Origin of the sequence: Crenalkalicoccus roseus (genome assembly GCF_004761865.1) — a bacterium.
In the GTDB taxonomy this organism is placed as follows: domain Bacteria; phylum Pseudomonadota; class Alphaproteobacteria; order Acetobacterales; family Acetobacteraceae; genus Crenalkalicoccus; species Crenalkalicoccus roseus.
This window is the reverse complement of sequence record NZ_SJDM01000009.1, coordinates 80628-99346: the sequence shown is the minus strand read 5'-3', so window position 1 is coordinate 99346 and position 18719 is coordinate 80628. Positions and strand designations below refer to the sequence as shown.

Below are 18719 nucleotides of genomic sequence, written 5' to 3'. Positions count from 1 at the left end.
TCTGAATGGGCGGCCGCAGACCGTCCTCCCTGGACCTTGTCGGGGTGCCGAACCGCCCCCGGCCGCCATCCCGTCACCCTCTGTCCCTTCCGGGTGGCTCACTCTGCGAGTGGCACGTCAAGCGGCTCGGCCATAGGCTTGCCTCGACGATGAGGATTCCGAAGGCAAGAGGCATGGTATCGTGTCTATACCACAATGAAATGGCGGTATCCGAAGCCTACCGGCCCGCATCCGTGGTCCGGATCGCTCGGTGTGCAATCCAGGAGTCGATTGAATGAGTGCTCCAGCCGTTCTGCCGGACCCTGCCCGGATCGAGCAGCGCAAGGCCGAGGTAATCCGCCTGTGGGGAGACTGGACGGCCCACAACATCCATCTGAAGGATGGGATCTATACGATTGGTCCTGATCGGGAAGCCGACAAGCTCAGGCGCATCGTCCAGATAGTTTCCGATCTCTCGTCAAAACCGATCGAACGGCTCCGCGTGCTTGATCTTGGCGCGCTGGAGGGTGGCTATGCCGTGGAACTGGCGCGGCGCGGAGCCCAGGTGGTGGCAATCGAAGGAAGGCGCGCCAATCTTGAAAAGATACTTTTCGTAAAGGACGTTCTTGGCTTGCAGAATCTGCAGGCTGTCCAGGATGATGTTCGCAACCTGCAGAAGCTGAACCTCGGAAGCTTTGATGTCATCCTGTGCCTGGGCCTCTTGTACCACCTCGATTTTGATGGAGTCATTTCTCTTTGCAGGCAAATATTTGATAGCTGCGACAGAATGGCCCTATTCGATACGTATGTAGGGATCGGCAATCTGCAAAGATTCGAGGCAAATGGAAAGGAATACTGGGGACGTGTGGTAAGGGAGCACTTGCCGCAGTCGAGCATGGAAGAGCGCTTGGCCGACAAGTGGGCCTCGCTTGATAACACAGAAAGCTTATGGATTACTCGGAATTCTCTTTATAATCTTCTTGGAGATCTGGGCTTCACATCAGCCTATGAGTGCCATCTTCCCACGGAGGTCGACAAGCTGGCAGACCGGCTAACCTTCGTGGCGATCAAGGGAACCCCTCAGAAGCTGCTGGCCATGCCTCGGACAAACGAGGATCCCATGGGCAGGCTGCCCAAATACAGCACGACGAGGATTTCACATAAGCAGCGCCTGCTTCCGATAATGCAGGAGCGGGCAACCAATCTGGTGCCGATCTCCTGGAGGCGGTCGCTGAAGGGCCTCATGCGGCGGAAGGACACCAAGCCTCGGTAGCCAGCTTCCTCCTGCTGACACTCGCCGTGCGAACTACAGGACATCTCGAATAGAGCATTTTACGGTCTGAATGCATCGGGGGCTTCCCCGACGCGAATGGGATTTGATTCAAGCTACTTGTCGGCGAGGAGGCCGACAAGGATATCCCAAGGCGCTGTCGGTTGACCTTCGGGAGCGGGTGGTGGCTGCGGTCGCGGCAGGGGCGTCGTGCCGCGCGGTGGCGGCGCGGTTCGGGGTCAGCGCCTTGCACGCTCCGCTGGTGCGCCAAGGTACGGGATAGCTGTTCGTGGTGCCTGGCCCGCTGGGAGGCGACCGCCGCTCGGCGCGCATCGAGGCGCATGCGGGGCTGCTGCTCGGCCTCTCGGAGCGGAAAGTCCGACATCACCCTGGCGGAGCTTGCCAGGGCAGGCGTGGCGGCGGGCATTGGCACGATCTGGCACTTCTTCGACCAGCACCGGATCACGCGCAAAAACAGACGGCGCACGACATCATGGTCATGGACAACCTTGACAGCCACACGCGGCCCGGCATCCGCGCTGCCATCGAGGCCGCCGGCGCGCGCCTGCTCTACCTGCCGCCCTACACAGCCCCGACTTCAACCCGATTGGGAACGCCTTCGCCAAGCCGAAAGCGGGCTGCGCAAGGCCGCCGAGCGCACCGTCGAGGACCTTTGGGCCACCATCGGCCGCGTCAGGACTTCGTAAGGTGAGTACAAGGCAGGCAAAAAGTTCACAGGAAGCGACGGGCAAGGGCAATGTACCCAAGGCCAACAATCGGCTTCGAGACCCCTGCCTTGCTGCCGCCCGATCGCACCCCCAGACGGCAACCTATAGCCCGCTTCACCACAACCAAACGGCAACAGAAATGAAACTCTCTTAAGCATTTTTATTACTTTATAATAACTGTTTTCGGATAACCTCCTTGTGCACAATAGATAGCAACGCGAGAAGGCTGCGAGGCTCTGATGCGCGACAATGGACCAATCACCGATCGCGAGGTGCCACTGCCCGAGGGGCAGCTTCTGGTTTCGCGCACCGACACGGGCGGCCGCATCCGCTTCCACAACAGCGCCTTCGTGGAAGTCAGCGGCTTCTCGACGAAGGAACTGGCCAACGCACCGCACAATATTGTCCGCCATCCGCACATGCCACGGTAAGCGTTCCGCAACCTCTGGCAGACCATCAAGGCTGGCCGCCCTTGGGAGGGATTGGTCAAAAACCACGCTAAGGACGGCGGCTTTTACTGGGTGCGGGCGAATGTCACGCCCATAGTCGAGGGTGGTCGGGTCACTGGCTTCTTCTCCATCCGCTTCAAGCCAGAACGGGAGGCGGTTGTGGCGGCCGAGGCGAGCTATGCCAGGATGCGAGCCGGCAAGGCACACGGCATCGGTCTACGCGATGGCGAGCTGGTCGCCACCGGCTGGCGTGCCCGTTTGGCCACCGTCGCGGCGAGTGTTGCCGGGCGGCTTGCCGCGACGGTGGCCATGGCTGCCCTGTTTCCGGCGGCCATCTTCATGGGCTTTACCTACATGCCGGAGAGCGGCCTGCCCATGGTAGCCGCTGTCGCTGCTTTTTGCGCCGCTGCGACCTTAGGATGGTTTACTCTCGACGCACTTCGGCAGCCCGTGCGCGCCCTGGAGGCACATCTGGCAGCCATCGCCGCCGGCGAGTTTGGCCGTGCGATTGAAACGCCGCCAACGCCAGAGTTTTGGCGCTTGACCTCCCTGCTGCGCGCTACACGCGCCAGATTCGCCTATGCAATGCAGGAACGCCAGGAACTCGACCGTCGGGCGCAGGAAGAGCGCGCCACGACGCAGCGTCTCATGTCTGGAGAGGTCGAACGTTCGATCGGTGGCATTGTCAATGCCCTCGCCAGCGCTGCAACCGCACTGCAGTCGTCGACCGACAGCCTGGCAGGAATTGCCCACAACACGGCAGAACAAGCCACTGCCGCGGCGACGGGTGCTGCCCATGCGAACGCCAACATGCAGACAGTCGCCGCCTCGGTTGAGGAGATGGCGAACTCGGTAGCCGAGATCTCACGCCAAGTGGCCGAGGCCGCTGGGATCGCACGCCGTGCTGCGGAAGAGGCGCGCGCCACTGATACCACCGTTCGCTCGCTCGCCGATGGCGCGCAGCGGATCGGCGACGTTGTGCGGCTGATCGGCGATATTGCCGGGTAGACCAATTTGCTTGCCCTCAACGCCACCATCGAGGCGGCGCGCGCCGGAGAGTCGGGCAAGGGCTTCGCCGTGGTGGCCTCGGAAGTGAAAACCCTCGCTGGTCAGACAACCAAGGCAACGGAGGAAATCGGGCGACAGATCGCCGAGATGCAGGCCGCCACCGCCGCGGCCGTAAAGGCCATTCGTGGCATCGGCACGACGGTGGAGCGATCGAGCGAGATCGCCGCGGCGATCGCCGCGGCGGTGGAAGAGCAGGACGCAACGACGCGCGAGATCGCCCGCAACGTGGCCGAGGCGGCCTCCGGTACAGGGGAGGTGTCAGCCCAGGTCGAGCGCGTCACCAGCGGAGTCGGCGAAACTACAGAAGCCTTGCGCAACCTGCGTTCTGGCGCCAACGGTGTCGCCCGCCAGGGTGAGGTGCTGCGCGCTGAATTGAGCGAGTTGGTCGCACGGCTGCGTAGCGAGGGTGGGAAGGGGGCGGCGTAAGCGGCACGACAACATGCCGCGGCGGAATCCGCTCCAGGCGGATGGGTCCGCGGCATCCCGGTTTGGAGCGTTGACGCCGCCGGGCGATCACCCCGCCTGCTCGCTCTCCGCAAACAGCGCGGCATAGGCGCCGACCATCGCCCGCTCGTCATACTCCCGCTCCGCCCTGGCGCGGTTGGCGGCGCCGATGCGGGCGCGCAGCGGCGCATCCTCGGCCAGGCGGCGCAGCCCTTCCGCCAGCCCGGCCTCGTCCCGCGTGGTGACGAAGGGCGCGTTCTCCGCCGCGAGCATGGCCCGCACGTCGCCGACATCGGTCGCCACCACCGGCAGGCCGGCGGCCATCGCCTCCAGCACCGAGAGCGGCATCTGCTCCGTGTCCGAGGAGAGGGCGAAGAGGTCGAACGTCCGGTAGAGCGGCGCCGGGTCCCCGACATGGCCCGTGAAGCGCACCCGCCCACCGAGGCCGAGCGCCACCGCCAGCGCCTCGAGCGACGCCCGCTCCGGCCCCTCCCCCGCGATCACCAGCCGCGCCCCGCCCTCCTCGGGCAGCAGGCGGAAGGCGCGCAGGAGGCGCGCCAGGTTCTTCTCCGACCGGAGCGCGGCGACGGTGCCGATGGTGACCGGCTGCCCGGCGGCGCGCTCCGCGGCGGGGGCGAAGCGGGCGAGGTCGATCCCGTTCGGGATGTAGCGCAGCCGCGCCTCCGGCAGCCGCCAGACCTCGGTGGCGATGCGCCACAGGGTGCGGGAGGGCACCACCACGGTGCGGCGGCGCAGGAAGGCGCGACGCATCAGCACCCGGCGGGGGAGCTGGGCGGATTGCTCCTCCGGCCCGAAGCCGTCCTCGACATGGACATGGCGCGCCAGCGGCCAGGCATTGGCCAGCGCCCATTCGATGGTGCCCCAATTGTAGGTCACCAGCACGTCGGGGCGGATCCGCCGCAGCGCCCGGCGGAAGCGCCAGGCGTTGCCGAATGTGTCGCCCTTGCGGATCGCAACCTCCGGCCAGGCGATGTCGAGGCCGGGGGCGAGGCGCTCGGCGCAGCCGAGATCGCCATCCATCGCCACGATGGCGTGGCGGAAGGCGGGGCCGAGCCGGTTGGCCAGGGTGGCGAAGCGCACCTGCGGGCCGCCGATCGCGAAGGTGGAGAAGACGCTCAGCACCAGCGGCGGTGCCCCGGCGGCGCTCATGGCGCGGCCGCGGCCTCCACCGGCGCCGGCCGGAAGACCCCCCGCGCCTCCGGTGCGGCTCCTGCCGCCCTCGGCGCATGCACGGCGATGGCCTGGCGCGCGAACTCCGCGGGGTCGCTGACCGGCCGCCAGCCGAGATCCCGCTTGGCGTCGCTGCAGTCGAAGCGAGCGAGGAGGCCGCGCGAGACCAGCTCGCGCCGGGAAGGCAGGGGGGCGGCCCGCCCGCCGATCCGCTTGACCAGCCACTTGCCCAGATCCTCGGCCCAGAGCCAGGTGGGGCGCTGCGGGTGGAAGCGCAGCGGCCGGCCCATGGCCTCGGCCAGCGCCGCCACATACTCCCGCGCGCTGGGGCGGACATCGCCGACCAGGTTGTAGCAGCGCCCCTCCACCCCCTCGGCGCGGCCGGCGAGCAGGATCGCCTCCGCCACGTCGCCGACCAGCACGAAGGGCAGCGGGTTGCGCCCGCCGTTCCAGCCGATGACGTGCTGGTCGTTGTTGAAGAAGCCGAGGCCGGCGTGCAGCGGCGCGCTGCCCTCGCCCACCACCAGACCGGGGCGGAGGATCACCACCGGCAGGCCCTCGCGCGCGTGCAGGTCGAGCAGCAGGCGGTCGCAGAGCGCCTTGGCGCGGCTGTAGTCGGCCCGCTCCTCGGCCCGCGGGTCGGAGGGGGTGGCGCCGGTCACCGCCTCCTTCTGCGGCCCGAGATAGAGCGAGGCGATGGAGCCGACATGCACCAGCCGGCGCACCCCCTGCGCCAGGCAGGCACGGGCGACCGTCTCCGCCCCGCCGACCATGGCCTGGCGCACCTCCTCGAAGCTCGCGCCGCCGCCGCCATGGGCGAGGTTCACCACCACCTTCGCCTCGCCGATCGCGCGCGCCACCGCCGCCGCGTCGCGGATGTCGCCGCGGTGCAGCATCACCCGCTCGTCGCCGAAGATGGCGGGCAGGTTGCGGACGGAGCGCGCCATCACCGAGACGCGCGCCCCCGCCGCCACGAAGCGCCGCACCGTCTCGGCGCCGATGAAGCCGGTGCCGCCGAGGATGGCGACCTCGCAGGGCGCCGCCTTGGCCCTGGCCAGGGCCGGGGCGCGCCGCGGCGCCGGCACGAAGGCCTGATCGCGCACCCGCTCGCATACCTCCACCAGCCCGGCGCCGAAGGCGCCGTCGGTCTCGAAGGCCGCCTCCCCGCTGAGGGCGGCGTGGAAGGCGGCGATGCTGCCCCGCATGCTGAGGAAGAAGGGATCGCTCCGCCCCTTCAGCCGCAGGGTGGAGAGACCGTAGTCGAGGGCGTTGCGCACCCCCTCGCCGAGGATGGCAGCGGCGCTGCGCCCGCTGGAGGCGAGGTTGTCCACCACCTCCAGCCAGCGGGTGCGGCCATGGGTGAAGACGCGGTTGGCGAGGATGTCCGCCACCGCCACCCCGTCGTCGCAGACCACGGAGAGCCGCCAGAAGGGGAAGGACTGCCCGACCGCGTAGCGGAGCTGCGCCGGCAGGCGCTCGCAGGCCAGGGTGATGCCGGTGCCGGAGTGGAAGGGCAGGCCGGGCGCGATCTCCACCGGCGGGTCGGCGAGCGCGCGGAGATCCCGCACCGGGCCGGCCAGCGCCACGATCTGCGACAGCGGATGCACCGCCTGCTCGAGCAGGATGTTGCCCGGCTCGTGGAACATCCAGTGCCCGAACTGCCGCACCGAGAGCTGGTGCAGCGGCACGTTGTAGACGCAGTCCACGAAGCGGGGGCGACCGAGGCGCCCTTCCGCCACCATCCGCCGCAGCCGGACGAAGGCCGGGTGGAAGACGAAATTCTGGTTCACGCCGAGCAGGACGCCCGAGGCCCGGGCCGCCGCCAGCAACTCCGCGCATTCGGCGCCGCTGACCGCCAGCGGCTTCTCGACCAGCACCGGCAGCCCGGCCTCGAGGAAGGGCAGGGCGGCGTCGCGGTGCGCGTCGGGCGGCGCCAGGATGTGCGCCGCCTCCACCGCCCCGGCCCGCAGCACCTCCTCGGCCGAGCCATGGGCCGTGCCCCCATGGGCCGCCGCGAGCCGGCGCGCCGCCTCGGGGTTGGGGTCGACCACCGCGGCGATGCGCACGCCCGGAAGGGTGCGCAGGGCCTCGGCATGGACCTGCGCGATGTAGCCCGCGCCGACGAGGCAAATGCGCGTCACCTGTTGGGCCCCCTGCCATGCGCTGCGCGGCAGCGGATAGCATGTGATTCGCGCCTTTCCTACGCCGCATGGTTGCCCTTCCGGGCCGATATGGCATGGTCGCGCCCGCGCCGCCTTCCCGCCGGGGTTGCGGCGCCAGGGCGCGCAGGGGGTGACGGATGGCAGAGGCGGCCCAGTGGGAAGCGCCGCCGCGGCGGCCCGCCGCCCTCCTGCCGCTCCCACCCCGCGCCGGCCTGCCCGGCTGGTGCGACCGCTTCCTCGAATCGCCTGCGACGGGCGACCTCTTCGCCAGCCGCCTCTGGTACGACACCACCCTGGCGCACGCCCTGCCGGCCGGCGCCGAGCCGGTGCTCGCCGCCACCGAGGCCGTGCTGCTGCCACTGCTGCGCGTAAAGGGGCGGCTGCGCGGCCTCGTCACCGACTACAGCCTCGCCTGGCGCCCCCTGCCCGCCCCGGGCGCCGGCGCGGCAGCGCTGCGCGAGGCGGGCCGCGCCCTCGGCCGGGCGCTGCGCCTCGGCCCGCCGGTGCTGCTCGACGCGCTGGACACGGCGGCGCCCGGGCTCGACGCCCTGCTCGGCGGGCTGCGCGCGGCACGCCTGCTGCCCGCCCGCTTCGCGCATTTCGGCAATTGGCATGAGCGCTTCCCGACGGGGATCACCTGGGCCGCCTACCTCGCCGCCCGGCCGCCGGCGCTGCGCACCACCATCGCCCGCAAGCTGGCCCGCGCCGGGCGGGAGATGCGCTTCGAGCCCCTCGCCGCGCCCGGCCCGGCGCTGGAGGCGGGCATCGCCGCCTACGAGGATGTCCGCGCCCGGAGCTGGAAGCCCTGGGAGCCCTTTCCCGATTTCGACCGCGCCCTGATGCGCGCCCTGGCGGCGGAAGGGGCGCTCCGCCTCGGCGTGCTGCGCGCGCGGGCGGATGGCCGGCCGGTGGCGGCGCAGTACTGGGCGCTCGACCGGGGCGGCGAGGGGGGCGCGCGGCGTGCCCTGCTGCTGAAGCTCGCCCATGCCGAGGAGAGCCGCGCCGCCTCCCCCGGCACCGCGCTCACCGCCCTGATGGTGCGGCGCCTGTTCGAGGAGGACGGGGTGCTGGAACTCGATCTCGGCCGCGGGGACGATGCCTACAAGCGGCTCTGGGTCGGGTATCGGCGCCAGCGCGTGGGCTTCGTGCTGGCCGACCCGCTGCATCCGGCGGGGCTTCTGGCGCTGGCCCGCCAGGCGGCGGGGGCGGCGCGGCGGCGCCTCCGGGCGGGATGACGCGTAGACGGACATGGCCGCGGCGGGGCGGGCTCGCGCATCCACACACCGGCATCTAAAACCGCGGAGCAGCACAGACCGGGAAGGCCGGGCCCTTGTCCCCGATCGAATTCGCCAAGTGGTTGCCGAATTATCTCAAGGCGTTCGGCCTGGTCGGCGGGCTGCGCTTCTTCTCGCGGGTTGCCGCCCTCGCCGCCGGAGGCAGCAGGGCGGCGGTGCCTGTACGCATTCCGGGGCTGGACCGGCCGGCCTGGCTGCGCCCCGGCCACAAGGACCTTTCGGTTCTCAAGCAGATCTTCGTGAAGCGGGAATACGATGTCAGCGGCGCCCCGCAGTTCCGGTGCGTGCAGGACGCCTACCGGCGCATGCTGGAACGTGGCGAGCGCCCCCTGATCATAGATTGCGGCGCCCATGTCGGCCTGTCCGTCCTGTGGTTCCGCCAGGCCTTCCCGCAGGCCCGGATCTTCGCCGTGGAGCCGAGCCCGGAGAATTTCGCCGTGCTGGAGCGGACGGTCGGCGGCCTCGAGGGGGTGACCCTGTTCCATGGCGGCGTGTGGAACGCTCCGGGCCGCCTGAGGATCACCAATGCCGAATCGGGGATGACCGCGTTCCGCCTCGAGAGGGCCGGTCCGGACGACGGCGGCGAGGTTGCCGCCATCACCATCGGGGAGATCCTGCAGCGCACCGGCAGCGCCGGCGCCCTGATCGTGAAGATAGACATCGAGGGGGGCGAGGCCGAGCTGTTCCGCAGCCATGCCGACTGGCTCGACCGGACCGAGCTCGTGATCATCGAATTGCACGACTGGCTCTATCCGTGGCAGGGCACCTCACAGGCCTTCCTGCAGCAGACCAGCCGCAGGGCCTTCGACTATCTGTTCCGGGGAGAGAATTTGTTCTGCTTCCGCCGAACGGGTACAAGCGGCGGGACCGCCGCCGGGTGAGGGCGGCCATTCGGGAGGCAGGGCCAGTGGCAAACGGGCGCGGGCGGCAGTGAGGATCCTCTACAGCCACCGCATCCAGTCGCGCGACGGCCAGGGCGTGCACCTCGATTCCATGGTCGCCGCGCTGCGCGCCGCCGGGCACGAGGTGCGCGTCGTCGGCCCCGCCGCCTACGAGCAGGCGAGCCTCGGCGGCGAGAGCCGCGCCGTCGCCCTGCTGCGCCGCTGGCTGCCCCCCGCCGCCGCCGAGCTGGCGGAACTCGCCTACAGCGGCCCCGCCTATCTCCGCCTGCTGCGGGCGGCGCGGGAGTTCCGGCCGGATGCGATCTACGAGCGCTACAACCTGTTCCACCTGGCCGGCGCCATGGTGGCGCGCCGCCTCGGCCTGCCCTTCCTGGTCGAGGTGAACGCCCCGCTGGCCGAGGAGCGCACGCGCTTCGGCACTCTCCGCCTGCGGCGCCTCGCCCGCGCCACCGAGGCCTTCGTCTGGCGCGCCGCCGACCGCGTGCTGCCGGTGACCGCGGTGCTGGCCGGGCACGTGGCCGCCGCCGGCGTGCCGCGGGAGCGGATCGTGGTGGTGCCGAACGGCATCGACCTCGCGGAATTCCCGGAACCCGCCCCGGAACCCGCCGCGCCGAAGGCGGAGCTGGTGCTCGGCTTCGTCGGCTTCGTGCGGGAATGGCATGGGCTGGACGCGGTGGTGCGCGCCATCGCCGCCTGGCAGGGGCAGCCGCGCCTGTCCCTGGTGGTGGTGGGCGAGGGTCCCGCGCGGCCGGGGCTGGAGCGGCTCGCCGCCGAGCTCGGCATCGCCGGGCGGGTGCGCTTCACCGGGCTGGCGGAGCGCGTCGCGATCCCCGGCCTGGTCGCCGGCTTCGACATCGCGCTGCAGCCCGCCGCCGTGCCCTACGCCTCGCCGCTCAAGGTGTTCGAGTACATGGCGGCGGGCCGCGCCATCGTCGCCCCCGACCAGCCCAACCTGCGCGAGGTGCTGGAGGATGGCCGCACCGCGCTGCTGTTCGACCCGGCCGCGCCGGGGGCGATGTGGCAGGCGGTGCTGCGCCTCGCCGCCGATCCGGCGCTGCGGGCGCGGCTCGGCGCCGCGGCGCGGGCCGAGATCCTGGCCCGCGACCTGACCTGGGCCGGCAATGCCCGCCGCGTCGTGGCGCTGGCCGAGGCGGAGATCGCACGGCGGCGCTGGCGGGGCGCGCCCGAGGTGGCGCCGGCGGCCTGAAGCCCCGGCCGCCCACGATCCGCTCTGGCGCCCGATCCGCAGAGGCGGAAGCGCCGCAGCGGCGAACCGGCCGCCCCATGAAGGAGGGGGCGGGCCTGGGTATCAGCGCACCATCCCCGGGCCGAGCAGCGGCAGCACCAGGCCGCGGAGAGTGTTGCCCTCGAGCTCGGCCGGCACGCCGCTGCGGTTGTGCACGAAGATGGTCGGCAGCAATTGCCGGTTCTCGAAGCGGTTGCCGAGGACGCGCAGGCTGTGCGTCGGCCGCGCCACCCCCTCGGCGCCGATCATCACCGCGGTGCCGAAATTGCCCGAGCGCGGCCCCTTCACGAGCGTGCTGCCCGCGAGCAGCAGGTCGCCGCCGTTCGGGATGTCGAGCAGGTAGCTCGCCTCCTCCTCCGGCCCGTCGGCGATGACGCTGTCCACCACCTCGGTGCGCGCCGCGCGCGACTTGACGTGGTGGCAGGCCCGCGTCGCCTCGAAGCGGCTGCGGCGGATCGAGACCAGCGCCCAGTGCCCGGCGTAGAAGCCGTGCCCGCCGCAGCCCTGCGGCAGGCGCCGGCCGTTGCCGATGAAGGCGCTGTCCTCCACCACCAGCCGCGCCTGCGGCATCTCGGCGCGGGTGAGCAGGCCGGTCTCGTTGTCCTCGAAGCGGCTGCGGCGGATGGTGAGGTCGCCGCCCTCGGCGCGGATGCCGGCGCCGTTGCCGGGCGGGGCGACGGCGCCGCGGAAGGTGAGGCCCTCGATGAGAACTCCCGGGCCGGCGACGACGAACAGCGCCTTGCCCTCGCAGACCGGCCCGTGGATCTCGACCGCGCCCTCCCCCGCCGCGGCGATGGTGAGGCGCGCGGCGCGCCAGACGGCGCAATCACGGTAGCGGCCGGGGGCGATCAGCACCCGGTCGCCGTCGCGCGCCGCGGCCGCGGCCTCGCTCGGCAGGCGGAAGCGCTCGCCGGGGCCGACGCGGAGCGTCTCCCCGGCCGCCGCGCAGCCGGGCAGCAGCAGGAGCAGCAGCAGGGCGGCGCGGGCGAGCATCCGCGGCGCGCCTCACGCCCCGCCGGCGGGCAGGGGGAAGCGGACGCGGCCCTCGGTGCCCGGCCCGTCGCCGCGCGGGAGGAGGGCGAGCTCGGCCCCGATCTGCCGCGCCAAGCCGCGCAGGAGCCGCGACCCGATCCCCGAGCCGCCGCCCGGCCGCGCCGTCCCGGCGAGCCCCACCCCGTCGTCCCGCACCGAGAGCACGGCGTGCCGCCCCCCGGGCTCCGCCGCGAGGGCGACGACCACGCGCCCGCCGCGCCCGCCGGGAAAGGCGTGCTTGAGGGCGTTGGCAAGCAGCTCATTGGCGATCAGCCCGAGGGGCACGGCGAGATCGGCGGGCAGGTGGAGCGGCTCCACCTTGGCCTCGAGGCGGATCTCCGGCCGCGCGTCGAGCCCGGCATGGGCCGCGGCCAGGTCGCGCAGATAGGCGTCGAAGGCCAGGCTGCGGTGGTCCGCGCCGCGATACAGGCGCGCCTGCGCCAGGGCGAGGACCTGGATGCGGCGGCCGAGCTCCTCCAGCAGCCGCCGCGCCTCCTCCCCCGGCGCGCGGCGCGCATGCATGTGCAGCAGGGCGATCACCGCCTGCAGGCTGTTGTGGACGCGGTGCAGCACCTCCTTCACCAGCGTCTCGCAGCCGGCCTCGGGGCGAGGCGGCGCCGGGGCGGCCCCGTCCCGCCCGAGCAGGGCGGCCGCGGCGGCGCGCAGCCGGGCGCGCTGCTGCGGGTGCTTGACGACGTAGTCCTCGAGGCCCGCCTTCACCGCCGCCACCGCCTGCTCCTCGCCGGGCGTGGCGGCGAACATCACCACCGGGCAGCGGGGCAGCGCGGCCCGGATGCGCCGGAACACCGCGATCCCGTCCGCCCAGCCGAGCCGCCGCTCCACCACGGCGAGGTCGAAGGGCGTGGCCGCCGCGTCGGCGAGGGCGGCCGCCAGGTCGGCCTCCGACCCCGCCTCCACGAAGCGCGCCTCCGGATGGTCCTGGCCGATCTCCCGCGCCGCCAGGGCGCGGGCGGCGGGGTCGTCGTCCACCAGCAGGATGCGGGGCGGAAAGGGCCGCGGCGCGGGCCGGGGGCTGGTCATCGGCGAGACGCGGCTCCGTTATGAGACGGGAAAGGAACCTCGCATTTATGTGATAAATGGTCGTCGCGCCAGACGATCGCAAGAGCTTGAGCAGCGTCGGAACAAGCCGCCCGCGCATTTTCGCGCACGGCCCGCACCGGGTGGCCCTTTGCTCAGGTGCCGCAGAAGGTCTGCAGTACCCGCTCCTCCGGCGCTGGCGGGGCGGCGTAGCGCGCAAGCCCCGGCCGCTCCTCGAAGGGGTGCGACACCACGCCGAGCAGCGCCTCGAAGGGGCCGAGATCCCCCTCCGCCACCGCCGCGCGGAGCGCCGCCTCGACCAGGTGGTTGCGGGGGATGTAGGCGGGGTTCGTGGCGCGCATGGCGGCCTGCCGCGCCGCCGGGGGCTCGGCCTCGGCCTCCAGCCGCCGCCGCCAGCGTCCGGCCCAGTCGCCGAAGGGTGCCGGATCGGCGAAGAGGGCCCGCACCGCCTCCTCGCCCTCCGGCCCCGCCGCCGCGTCGGACAGGCGGCGGAAGGTCAGGGTGAAGTCGGCCCCTCCCTCCGCCATGATCCGCAGCAGGTCCCGGACCAGCGCGGCATCGCCCTCGCGCTCCGTGGCAAGGCCGATCTTGCGCCGCAGCCCGCCGAGCCAGGCCGCCTCGAAGAGCGGGGCGAAGCCCGCCACCGCCTCCCGCGCCGCGGCCAGCGCCGCCGCCTCCTCCACATCCAGGAGCGGCAGCAGCGCCTCGGCCAGCCGCGCCAGGTTCCACTGCGCGATGCGCGGCTGGTTGCCGTAGGCGTAGCGGCCGAAGAGGTCGATCGCGCTGAACACCGCGGCCGGGTCGTAGGCGTCCAGGAAGGCGCAGGGGCCGTAGTCCAGCGTCTCGCCGGCGATGGAGGTGTTGTCGGTGTTCATCACGCCGTGGATGAAGCCGACCAGCATCCAGCGCGCCACCAGCGCCGCCTGGCGCGCCACCACCGCCTCGAGCAGCGCGCGGACGGGGTTCGCCGCCGCCGCGGCCTCCGGATAGTGGCGGGCGATCACGTGCCCGGCGAGCAGCCGGACCGCCTCGGTGTCGCCGCGGGCGGCGAAGTACTGGAAGGTGCCGACGCGGACATGGCTCGCCGCCACGCGCGTCAGCACGGCGCCGGGCAGCGCCGTCTCGCGCTGCACCGACTCGCCCGTCGCCACGGCGGCGAGGGCGCGCGTGGTCGGCACGCCGAGCGCGGCCATGGCCTCGCTCACCAGGTATTCGCGCAGCACCGGGCCGAGCGCGGCGCGGCCATCGCCGCCGCGGGAGAAGGGCGTCCGCCCCGAGCCCTTGAGCTGGAGGTCGCGCCGCATCCCGTCCCGCCCCACCACCTCGCCGAGCAGGATGGCGCGGCCGTCGCCGAGGCGCGGCACGAACTGGCCGAATTGGTGCCCGGCATAGGCGAGGGCGATGGGCTCCGCCCCCTCGGGCACGCGGTTGCCGGCGAGCACCGCGACGCCCTCGGGCCCCTCCAGCGCCCGCGGATCGAGGCCGAGCAGCCCGGCGAGCGGTGCGTTCAGCCGCAGCAGCCGCGGCGCGGCGACCGGCACCGGATCGAGCCGGGCGTAGAAATGCCCGGGCAGGCGCGCATAGCTGTTGTCGAAGGGAAGGTGGAGGGGCGCCACGGCGCCGGGGCTGGCCGTCGGTCGGGGCATCTCGCTCAGCATGCGCTCCTCGCTGCGTCCTGAGCCCGGGACAACGCCCGGCCGGCCTGCGGGGTCAAGACCGGACATGCGCGGCTTCGTGGCTTGCCGCCCGGCGTGGCGGCGGGCAGGCTGCGCCGCCACGCGCCCGCCAGGGGCCCCGCGCGGGCGGCCGGGGCCTCCGGTTCGGAAAGGGAAGACCATGTCGGACAGGCCGGGCGCCGTACCCGGGACCGGCGGGCCGCTCTCCACGGGCGTCGCCGGCCTCGACGAGATCCTCGGCGGCGGGCTGCCGGGGCCGCGCGTCTATCTCGTGCAGGGTGCGCCTGGCACCGGCAAGACCACCTTCGGGCTGCAATTCCTGCGCGCCGGGCTGCGGCGGGGAGAGCCCGTGCTCTATGTCAGCCTCTCCCAGTCGCGCGCCGAGCTCGCCCAGATCGCCGCCTCGCATGGCTGGTCGCTCGACGGCCTCATGGTCGAGGAGCTGGACGCGGAGGACGCCTTCGAGGGGGTGGGCGACCAGACCATCTTCCAGACCGCCGATATCCGGCTGGACCGCACCCGCATCGCGGTCGAGGAGGCGATCGCCCGCCACCGCCCCCGGCGCATCGTCTACGACAGCCTGCTCGAGGTCCGCCACCTCGCCGCGGATCCCGCGCGCTACCGGCGCGAGCTGCTCGGCTTCAAGGCCTACATCGCCGACAGCGGCGTCGCCGCCATGCTGCTCGACACCAGCGGCCCCTTCGGGGGCGACCTGCAGCTCGAGGGCCTGGCGCACGGCATCATCTGCCTGGAGAAGGAGCTGCCGGAATACGGGCTGGCGCGGCGGCGCGTCGAGGTGAAGAAGATGCGCGGCGTCGCCTTCGCCGACGGCTACCACGATCTCTCGATCAGGACCGGAACCGGCATCGAGGTCTATCCCCGGATCGTGCCGCGCCTCGCCCCCGAGGCGCCGCTCTCCGAGCTGATCCAGTCCGGCGTCGCCCCGCTCGACCGGATGCTGGGTGGGGGGCTGGAGGCCGGCACCACGGCGCTTGTCGTCGGCCAGGCGGGCACCGGCAAGTCCACCCTCGCCTCCCTCTACGCCGCGGCAGCGCTCAGCCGCGGCGAGGGGGTGGCGATGTTCCTGTTCGAGGAGCGGCTGGAGACCTTCTTCCGCCGCTCCGAGGGGCTCGGCGTCAACCTTCGGCCCCACCATGCCTCGGGCCAGCTCCTGGTCGCGGACTTCAACCCGGCCGAGATCGCGCCGGGGGAGTTCTCCCGCATCGTGCAGCGCGCGGTGGACGAGCGCGGCGTGCGCGTCGTGCTGATCGACAGCTTCACCGGCTATCTCAGCGCCCTGCCGCGCGGCGGCGAGGCGGTGATGCAGATCCAGACCCTGCTGCAGTACGTGGCGCGCCGCGGCGTGCTCTCGGTGCTGGTGGTGGCGCGGCACGGCCTGCTCGGGGAGGATGCCGGCGCGGCGCCGGTGGATGTGAGCTTCCTCGGCGACTGCGTGCTGCTGCTGCGCATGCGCGAGGAGGGGGGGCGCCTCGTGCGCACCATCACCGTGGTGAAGAAGCGCCACGGGCCGCACGACATGAACGTGCGCGCCTTCGAGATCCGCCCGGACGGGCTGGAGATCCGCCCCGTCGCGGATGGGGCCGCGTGAAGCCGCGCCGCGGCGCGGAGAGCATCCCGGCCCCGGAGACCCCCGCGGCCGAGCCCGTCCTCATCCTCGCGCCCTTCCGCCGCGACGCCGAGACGCTCACCCGCTTCCTGCACGCCCTCGGCGTCGAGACGGTGCTCTCCCCGGCCGGGGACGCCGCCTCCCTCGCCCTCGCCCTCGACCGCGGCGTCGGGCTCGTCATGGCGGCGCAGGAGGCGCTGACCGAGGAGGCGGTGCGGGCGCTGCGCCGGCATCTCGACGAGCAGCCGCCCTGGTCGAGCATCCCCATCATCATCCTGCTCGACGCGCGGCACGCGCGCGAGGACACGGCGGTGGCGGCGCGCGAGCTGCTGCCCGACCGCACCGCCATGCTGCTGCAGCGCCCGTTGCGCTCGGCCGAGCTCGCCTCGGCGGTGCGCAGCGCCCTCGCCTCCCGGCGGCGCCAGCTCCAGGTCCGGGACCACCTGGCGCTGCAGCGGGAACTGATGCGGGAGCTGCAGCACCGCGTGAAGAACATGCTCGCCAATGTCGGCGCGGTGTACAGGCTGACGGCGAAGCACGCGCGCGGCCACGAGGCCTTCCGCAGGGATTTCGAGGGGCGCCTCGAGGCGCTGACCCGGGTGCATGGCGCGCTGGCCGACCCCGGCACCGGCCCGGTCGGGCTGCGGGAGGTGGTGGAGGTGGTGCTCTCCATCCTCCGACTGTCCCGGCGCGACGCGATGCGCGTGGAGGGGCCGCCGCTGCGCCTGCGCGCGCCGGCGCTGGCGGTGCTCGGCCTGTGCGTGCACGAGCTGGCCGCCAACGCGGTGCGGCACGGCGCGCTCTCGGTGCCGGAGGGGCGGGCGGAGCTGCGCTGGGGGCTCGACTTCGAGGGCGGGGAGAGGAGCCTGCGCCTGCGCTGGGCCGAGGCCGGCGGGCCGCCCGTGGCCCAGCCCGAGCATCGCGGCTACGGGCACCGCTTCCTCGTCTCGGCGGTGCGCTCCTTCCGTGGCAGGACGGAGATCGAGTACGCCTCCGCCGGCCTGCGCTGCACCATCGTCGCGCCGCTCTCCGCGGTCGGCGAGGGGTAGGGCACCCTTAGGGGCAGGGAATTGCCGTTCCGGTCCGGCACCGGCCGTGGCAGCATGGCGGCCTCAGCCTCGGGGAGATGCCATGACGCCGCTCCGCGCTCCGGCCGGCCGGGCGGGGCTGCCGCCTCCCGAGGCGCCGGCGTTGCGGCCGCTGTGCTGGCTCTTCGCCCTCATGGCCGTCCTCTACTGCGCCGTCACGCCGCCCTTCCAGGCGCCGGACGAGCCCTTCCACTTCTTCAAGGCCTATCAGGTCTCGATGGGCAACATGGTGAGCGTCGCCGCCGAGGGCGGGCTCGGCCATGTGCTGCCCCGGGCGGTCGTGGATCTCGCCGAGCAGCGCTTCCCGCTGCCCGATCCGCAGGCCGCCTACCGCTACGACCCTGCCGCCGTGCTCGCCGCCTGGGAGCAGGGCGGCGGGTATGGCGAGCCGGTGTTCGTCTCCTTCCCCAACATGGCGCCCTACGCGCCGAGCATGTACGCCCCGCAGGCGCTTGGCATTGCCCTCGGCCGCGCGCTCGGCCTGCCGCCGATCGGGCTGTTCTATCTCGGCCGCCTGGCCAATGCGCTGGCCGGGGTGCTGCTGATCCTCGGCGCGGTGGCGCTGATCCCCTTCGGCAAGGGCGTGCTGCTGGCCTTCGCCGCCATGCCGACCACCCAGGCCCAGCTCGGCTCCCTCTCCGCCGATTCGACGATCATCGGGCTCGGCTTCCTGGTCACGGCCCTGGCGATGCGCGCCGTCGCCGCCCTGCCGCTGCCGCGGGGGGAGGCGCTGCTCTCCCCGCTGGCGGTGGTGGCGCTGGCGCTCGCCAAGGGGGTCTACTGGCCGATCGCCGCCGCCGCCTTCGCGCCCTTCCGGGGCCGCTTCGGGCCGCGGCAGTGGCTGATGGCCGGCGGCATCCTGCTCGGCTGCGCCGCCTTCCTCGCTTGGCTCGCCTATGGCCGCGGCGCCGAGATCCAGTTCTCGATCGTCTCGCGCAAGACCCTGCAGCCGGAGATGACGGCGCGGCCGGCCGAGCAGTTCGCGCTGATCCTGGCGGCGCCGCTGCACTACGCGCAGATCCTGGTGACCAGCGTCGTCGAGCGCCTGCCGGTCTATGTCGTGCAGGTGATCGGGCGCTTCGGCTGGAACGCCATCCTGCTGCCGCTGCCCCTCTACCTTCTCGCCTTCGCGGTCATCGGGCTCGGCCTGGTGGCGCCCTATGGCCCGACCGCCCGGCCGCGGCCGCTGCAGCGCGCCTGGTGGCTGGCAATCGGCCTCGGCCTGCTCGTCCTGGTCGAGACCGCGCTCTACCTGAGCGGCACGCCGCTCGGCGCCGACTACATCCAGGGCACCCAGGGGCGTTACCTGCTGCCCTTCCTGCCGCTCGTCGGGCTGGCGCTGCTGCTGCCGCTCGGTGCCGGAAGCCGCGCCGGGCGGGTGGCGAACGCGCTGCTGCCCGCCGGCGCCGCGGCGCTCATGCTGCTCGGCATGGCGGTGGCGGCGCACGCCTTCTGGATCGCGGGCTTCCGGCGCGCCCTCGCCTGGTGAGGCGGGGCGCCCCG

At 72.6% G+C, this 18719-nt stretch carries 15 protein-coding genes and 1 pseudogene; 11 read left to right on the top strand and 5 right to left on the bottom strand.

All coding sequences use genetic code 11. The features are described from left to right. Positions 1 to 274: 274 nt before the first annotated feature. The 5 genes and pseudogenes from ET526_RS09720 to ET526_RS21975 all read left to right on the top strand — a co-directional run bounded on the left by ET526_RS09720 (position 275) and on the right by ET526_RS21975 (position 3920). Positions 275 to 1252: a class I SAM-dependent methyltransferase gene (locus ET526_RS09720; protein ID WP_135467498.1), complete on the top strand. Its 978-nt coding sequence runs from the start codon at positions 275 to 277 to the stop codon at positions 1250 to 1252. Between the two features lie 475 nt (positions 1253 to 1727). Then, positions 1728 to 1944 (top strand): annotated as a pseudogene (locus tag ET526_RS09710) (transposase); the annotation flags it as partial. Positions 1945 to 2216: 272 nt separating this feature from the next. Further along, positions 2217 to 2408: a hypothetical protein gene (locus ET526_RS09705; protein ID WP_135467496.1), complete on the top strand. Its 192-nt coding sequence runs from the start codon at positions 2217 to 2219 to the stop codon at positions 2406 to 2408. 51 nt (positions 2409 to 2459) lie between these two features. After that, on the top strand, positions 2460 to 3434 hold the full coding sequence (locus ET526_RS21980) for a methyl-accepting chemotaxis protein (RefSeq protein WP_240048336.1): 975 nt from the start codon (positions 2460 to 2462) through the stop codon (positions 3432 to 3434). Positions 3435 to 3440: 6 nt separating this feature from the next. Next, complete coding sequence (locus ET526_RS21975) at positions 3441 to 3920, top strand: methyl-accepting chemotaxis protein (RefSeq protein ID WP_240048335.1); 480 nt, start codon at positions 3441 to 3443, stop codon at positions 3918 to 3920. A gap of 87 nt (positions 3921 to 4007) precedes the next feature. On the opposite strand, the gene ET526_RS09695 is transcribed toward ET526_RS21975, so the two are convergent. Next, on the bottom strand, positions 4008 to 5108 hold the full coding sequence (locus tag ET526_RS09695) for a glycosyltransferase family 4 protein (protein WP_135467495.1): 1101 nt from the start codon (positions 5106 to 5108) through the stop codon (positions 4008 to 4010). Beyond that, positions 5105 to 7270, bottom strand: a complete 2166-nt coding sequence (locus tag ET526_RS09690; RefSeq protein WP_158295547.1) for an NAD-dependent epimerase/dehydratase family protein — start codon at positions 7268 to 7270, stop codon at positions 5105 to 5107. The genes ET526_RS09695 and ET526_RS09690 overlap by 4 nt, the downstream gene beginning before the upstream one ends. A 158-nt stretch (positions 7271 to 7428) precedes the next feature. Between ET526_RS09690 and ET526_RS09685 the strand changes: the two genes are divergently transcribed. The 3 genes from ET526_RS09685 (at position 7429) to ET526_RS09675 (ending at position 10695) form a co-directional block, all read left to right on the top strand. Continuing rightward, on the top strand, positions 7429 to 8526 hold the full coding sequence (locus tag ET526_RS09685) for a GNAT family N-acetyltransferase (protein ID WP_135467493.1): 1098 nt from the start codon (positions 7429 to 7431) through the stop codon (positions 8524 to 8526). Between the two features lie 95 nt (positions 8527 to 8621). Further along, entirely contained in the window at positions 8622 to 9467 is an 846-nt protein-coding gene (locus tag ET526_RS09680) for an FkbM family methyltransferase (protein WP_135467492.1), read from the top strand. Between the two features lie 49 nt (positions 9468 to 9516). Continuing rightward, positions 9517 to 10695, top strand: coding sequence for a glycosyltransferase family 4 protein (locus tag ET526_RS09675; protein ID WP_135467491.1), 1179 nt, complete (start codon positions 9517 to 9519; stop codon positions 10693 to 10695). A gap of 102 nt (positions 10696 to 10797) precedes the next feature. On the opposite strand, the gene ET526_RS09670 is transcribed toward ET526_RS09675, so the two are convergent. The 3 genes from ET526_RS09670 to ET526_RS09660 form a co-directional block, all read right to left on the bottom strand. Further along, positions 10798 to 11727, bottom strand: coding sequence for a right-handed parallel beta-helix repeat-containing protein (locus ET526_RS09670; RefSeq protein WP_135467490.1), 930 nt, complete (start codon positions 11725 to 11727; stop codon positions 10798 to 10800). Between the two features lie 12 nt (positions 11728 to 11739). Then, positions 11740 to 12807 carry a histidine kinase dimerization/phosphoacceptor domain -containing protein gene (locus ET526_RS09665; protein WP_135467489.1) on the bottom strand — a complete coding sequence of 356 codons (1068 nt, stop codon included), beginning with the start codon at positions 12805 to 12807 and terminating at the stop codon, positions 11740 to 11742. Positions 12808 to 12959: 152 nt separating this feature from the next. After that, positions 12960 to 14471 carry a protein adenylyltransferase SelO gene (locus ET526_RS09660; RefSeq protein WP_135467488.1) on the bottom strand — a complete coding sequence of 504 codons (1512 nt, stop codon included), beginning with the start codon at positions 14469 to 14471 and terminating at the stop codon, positions 12960 to 12962. A gap of 190 nt (positions 14472 to 14661) precedes the next feature. Here ET526_RS09660 and ET526_RS09655 point away from each other — a divergent pair, with 190 nt between their 5' ends. From ET526_RS09655 to ET526_RS09645, 3 genes are all read left to right on the top strand, one after another. Further along, positions 14662 to 16110 (top strand): ATPase domain-containing protein, encoded by a 1449-nt coding sequence (locus tag ET526_RS09655; protein WP_135467487.1) that lies wholly within the window; start codon positions 14662 to 14664, stop codon positions 16108 to 16110. Further along, entirely contained in the window at positions 16107 to 17177 is a 1071-nt protein-coding gene (locus ET526_RS09650; RefSeq protein ID WP_135467486.1) for an HWE histidine kinase domain-containing protein, read from the top strand. Before ET526_RS09655 ends, ET526_RS09650 begins: the two co-directional genes overlap by 4 nt. A gap of 82 nt (positions 17178 to 17259) precedes the next feature. Then, a complete protein-coding gene (locus ET526_RS09645) occupies positions 17260 to 18705 on the top strand; it encodes a DUF2142 domain-containing protein (protein ID WP_158295546.1) in 1446 nt (481 codons plus the stop codon). Positions 18706 to 18719 lie beyond the last annotated feature (14 nt).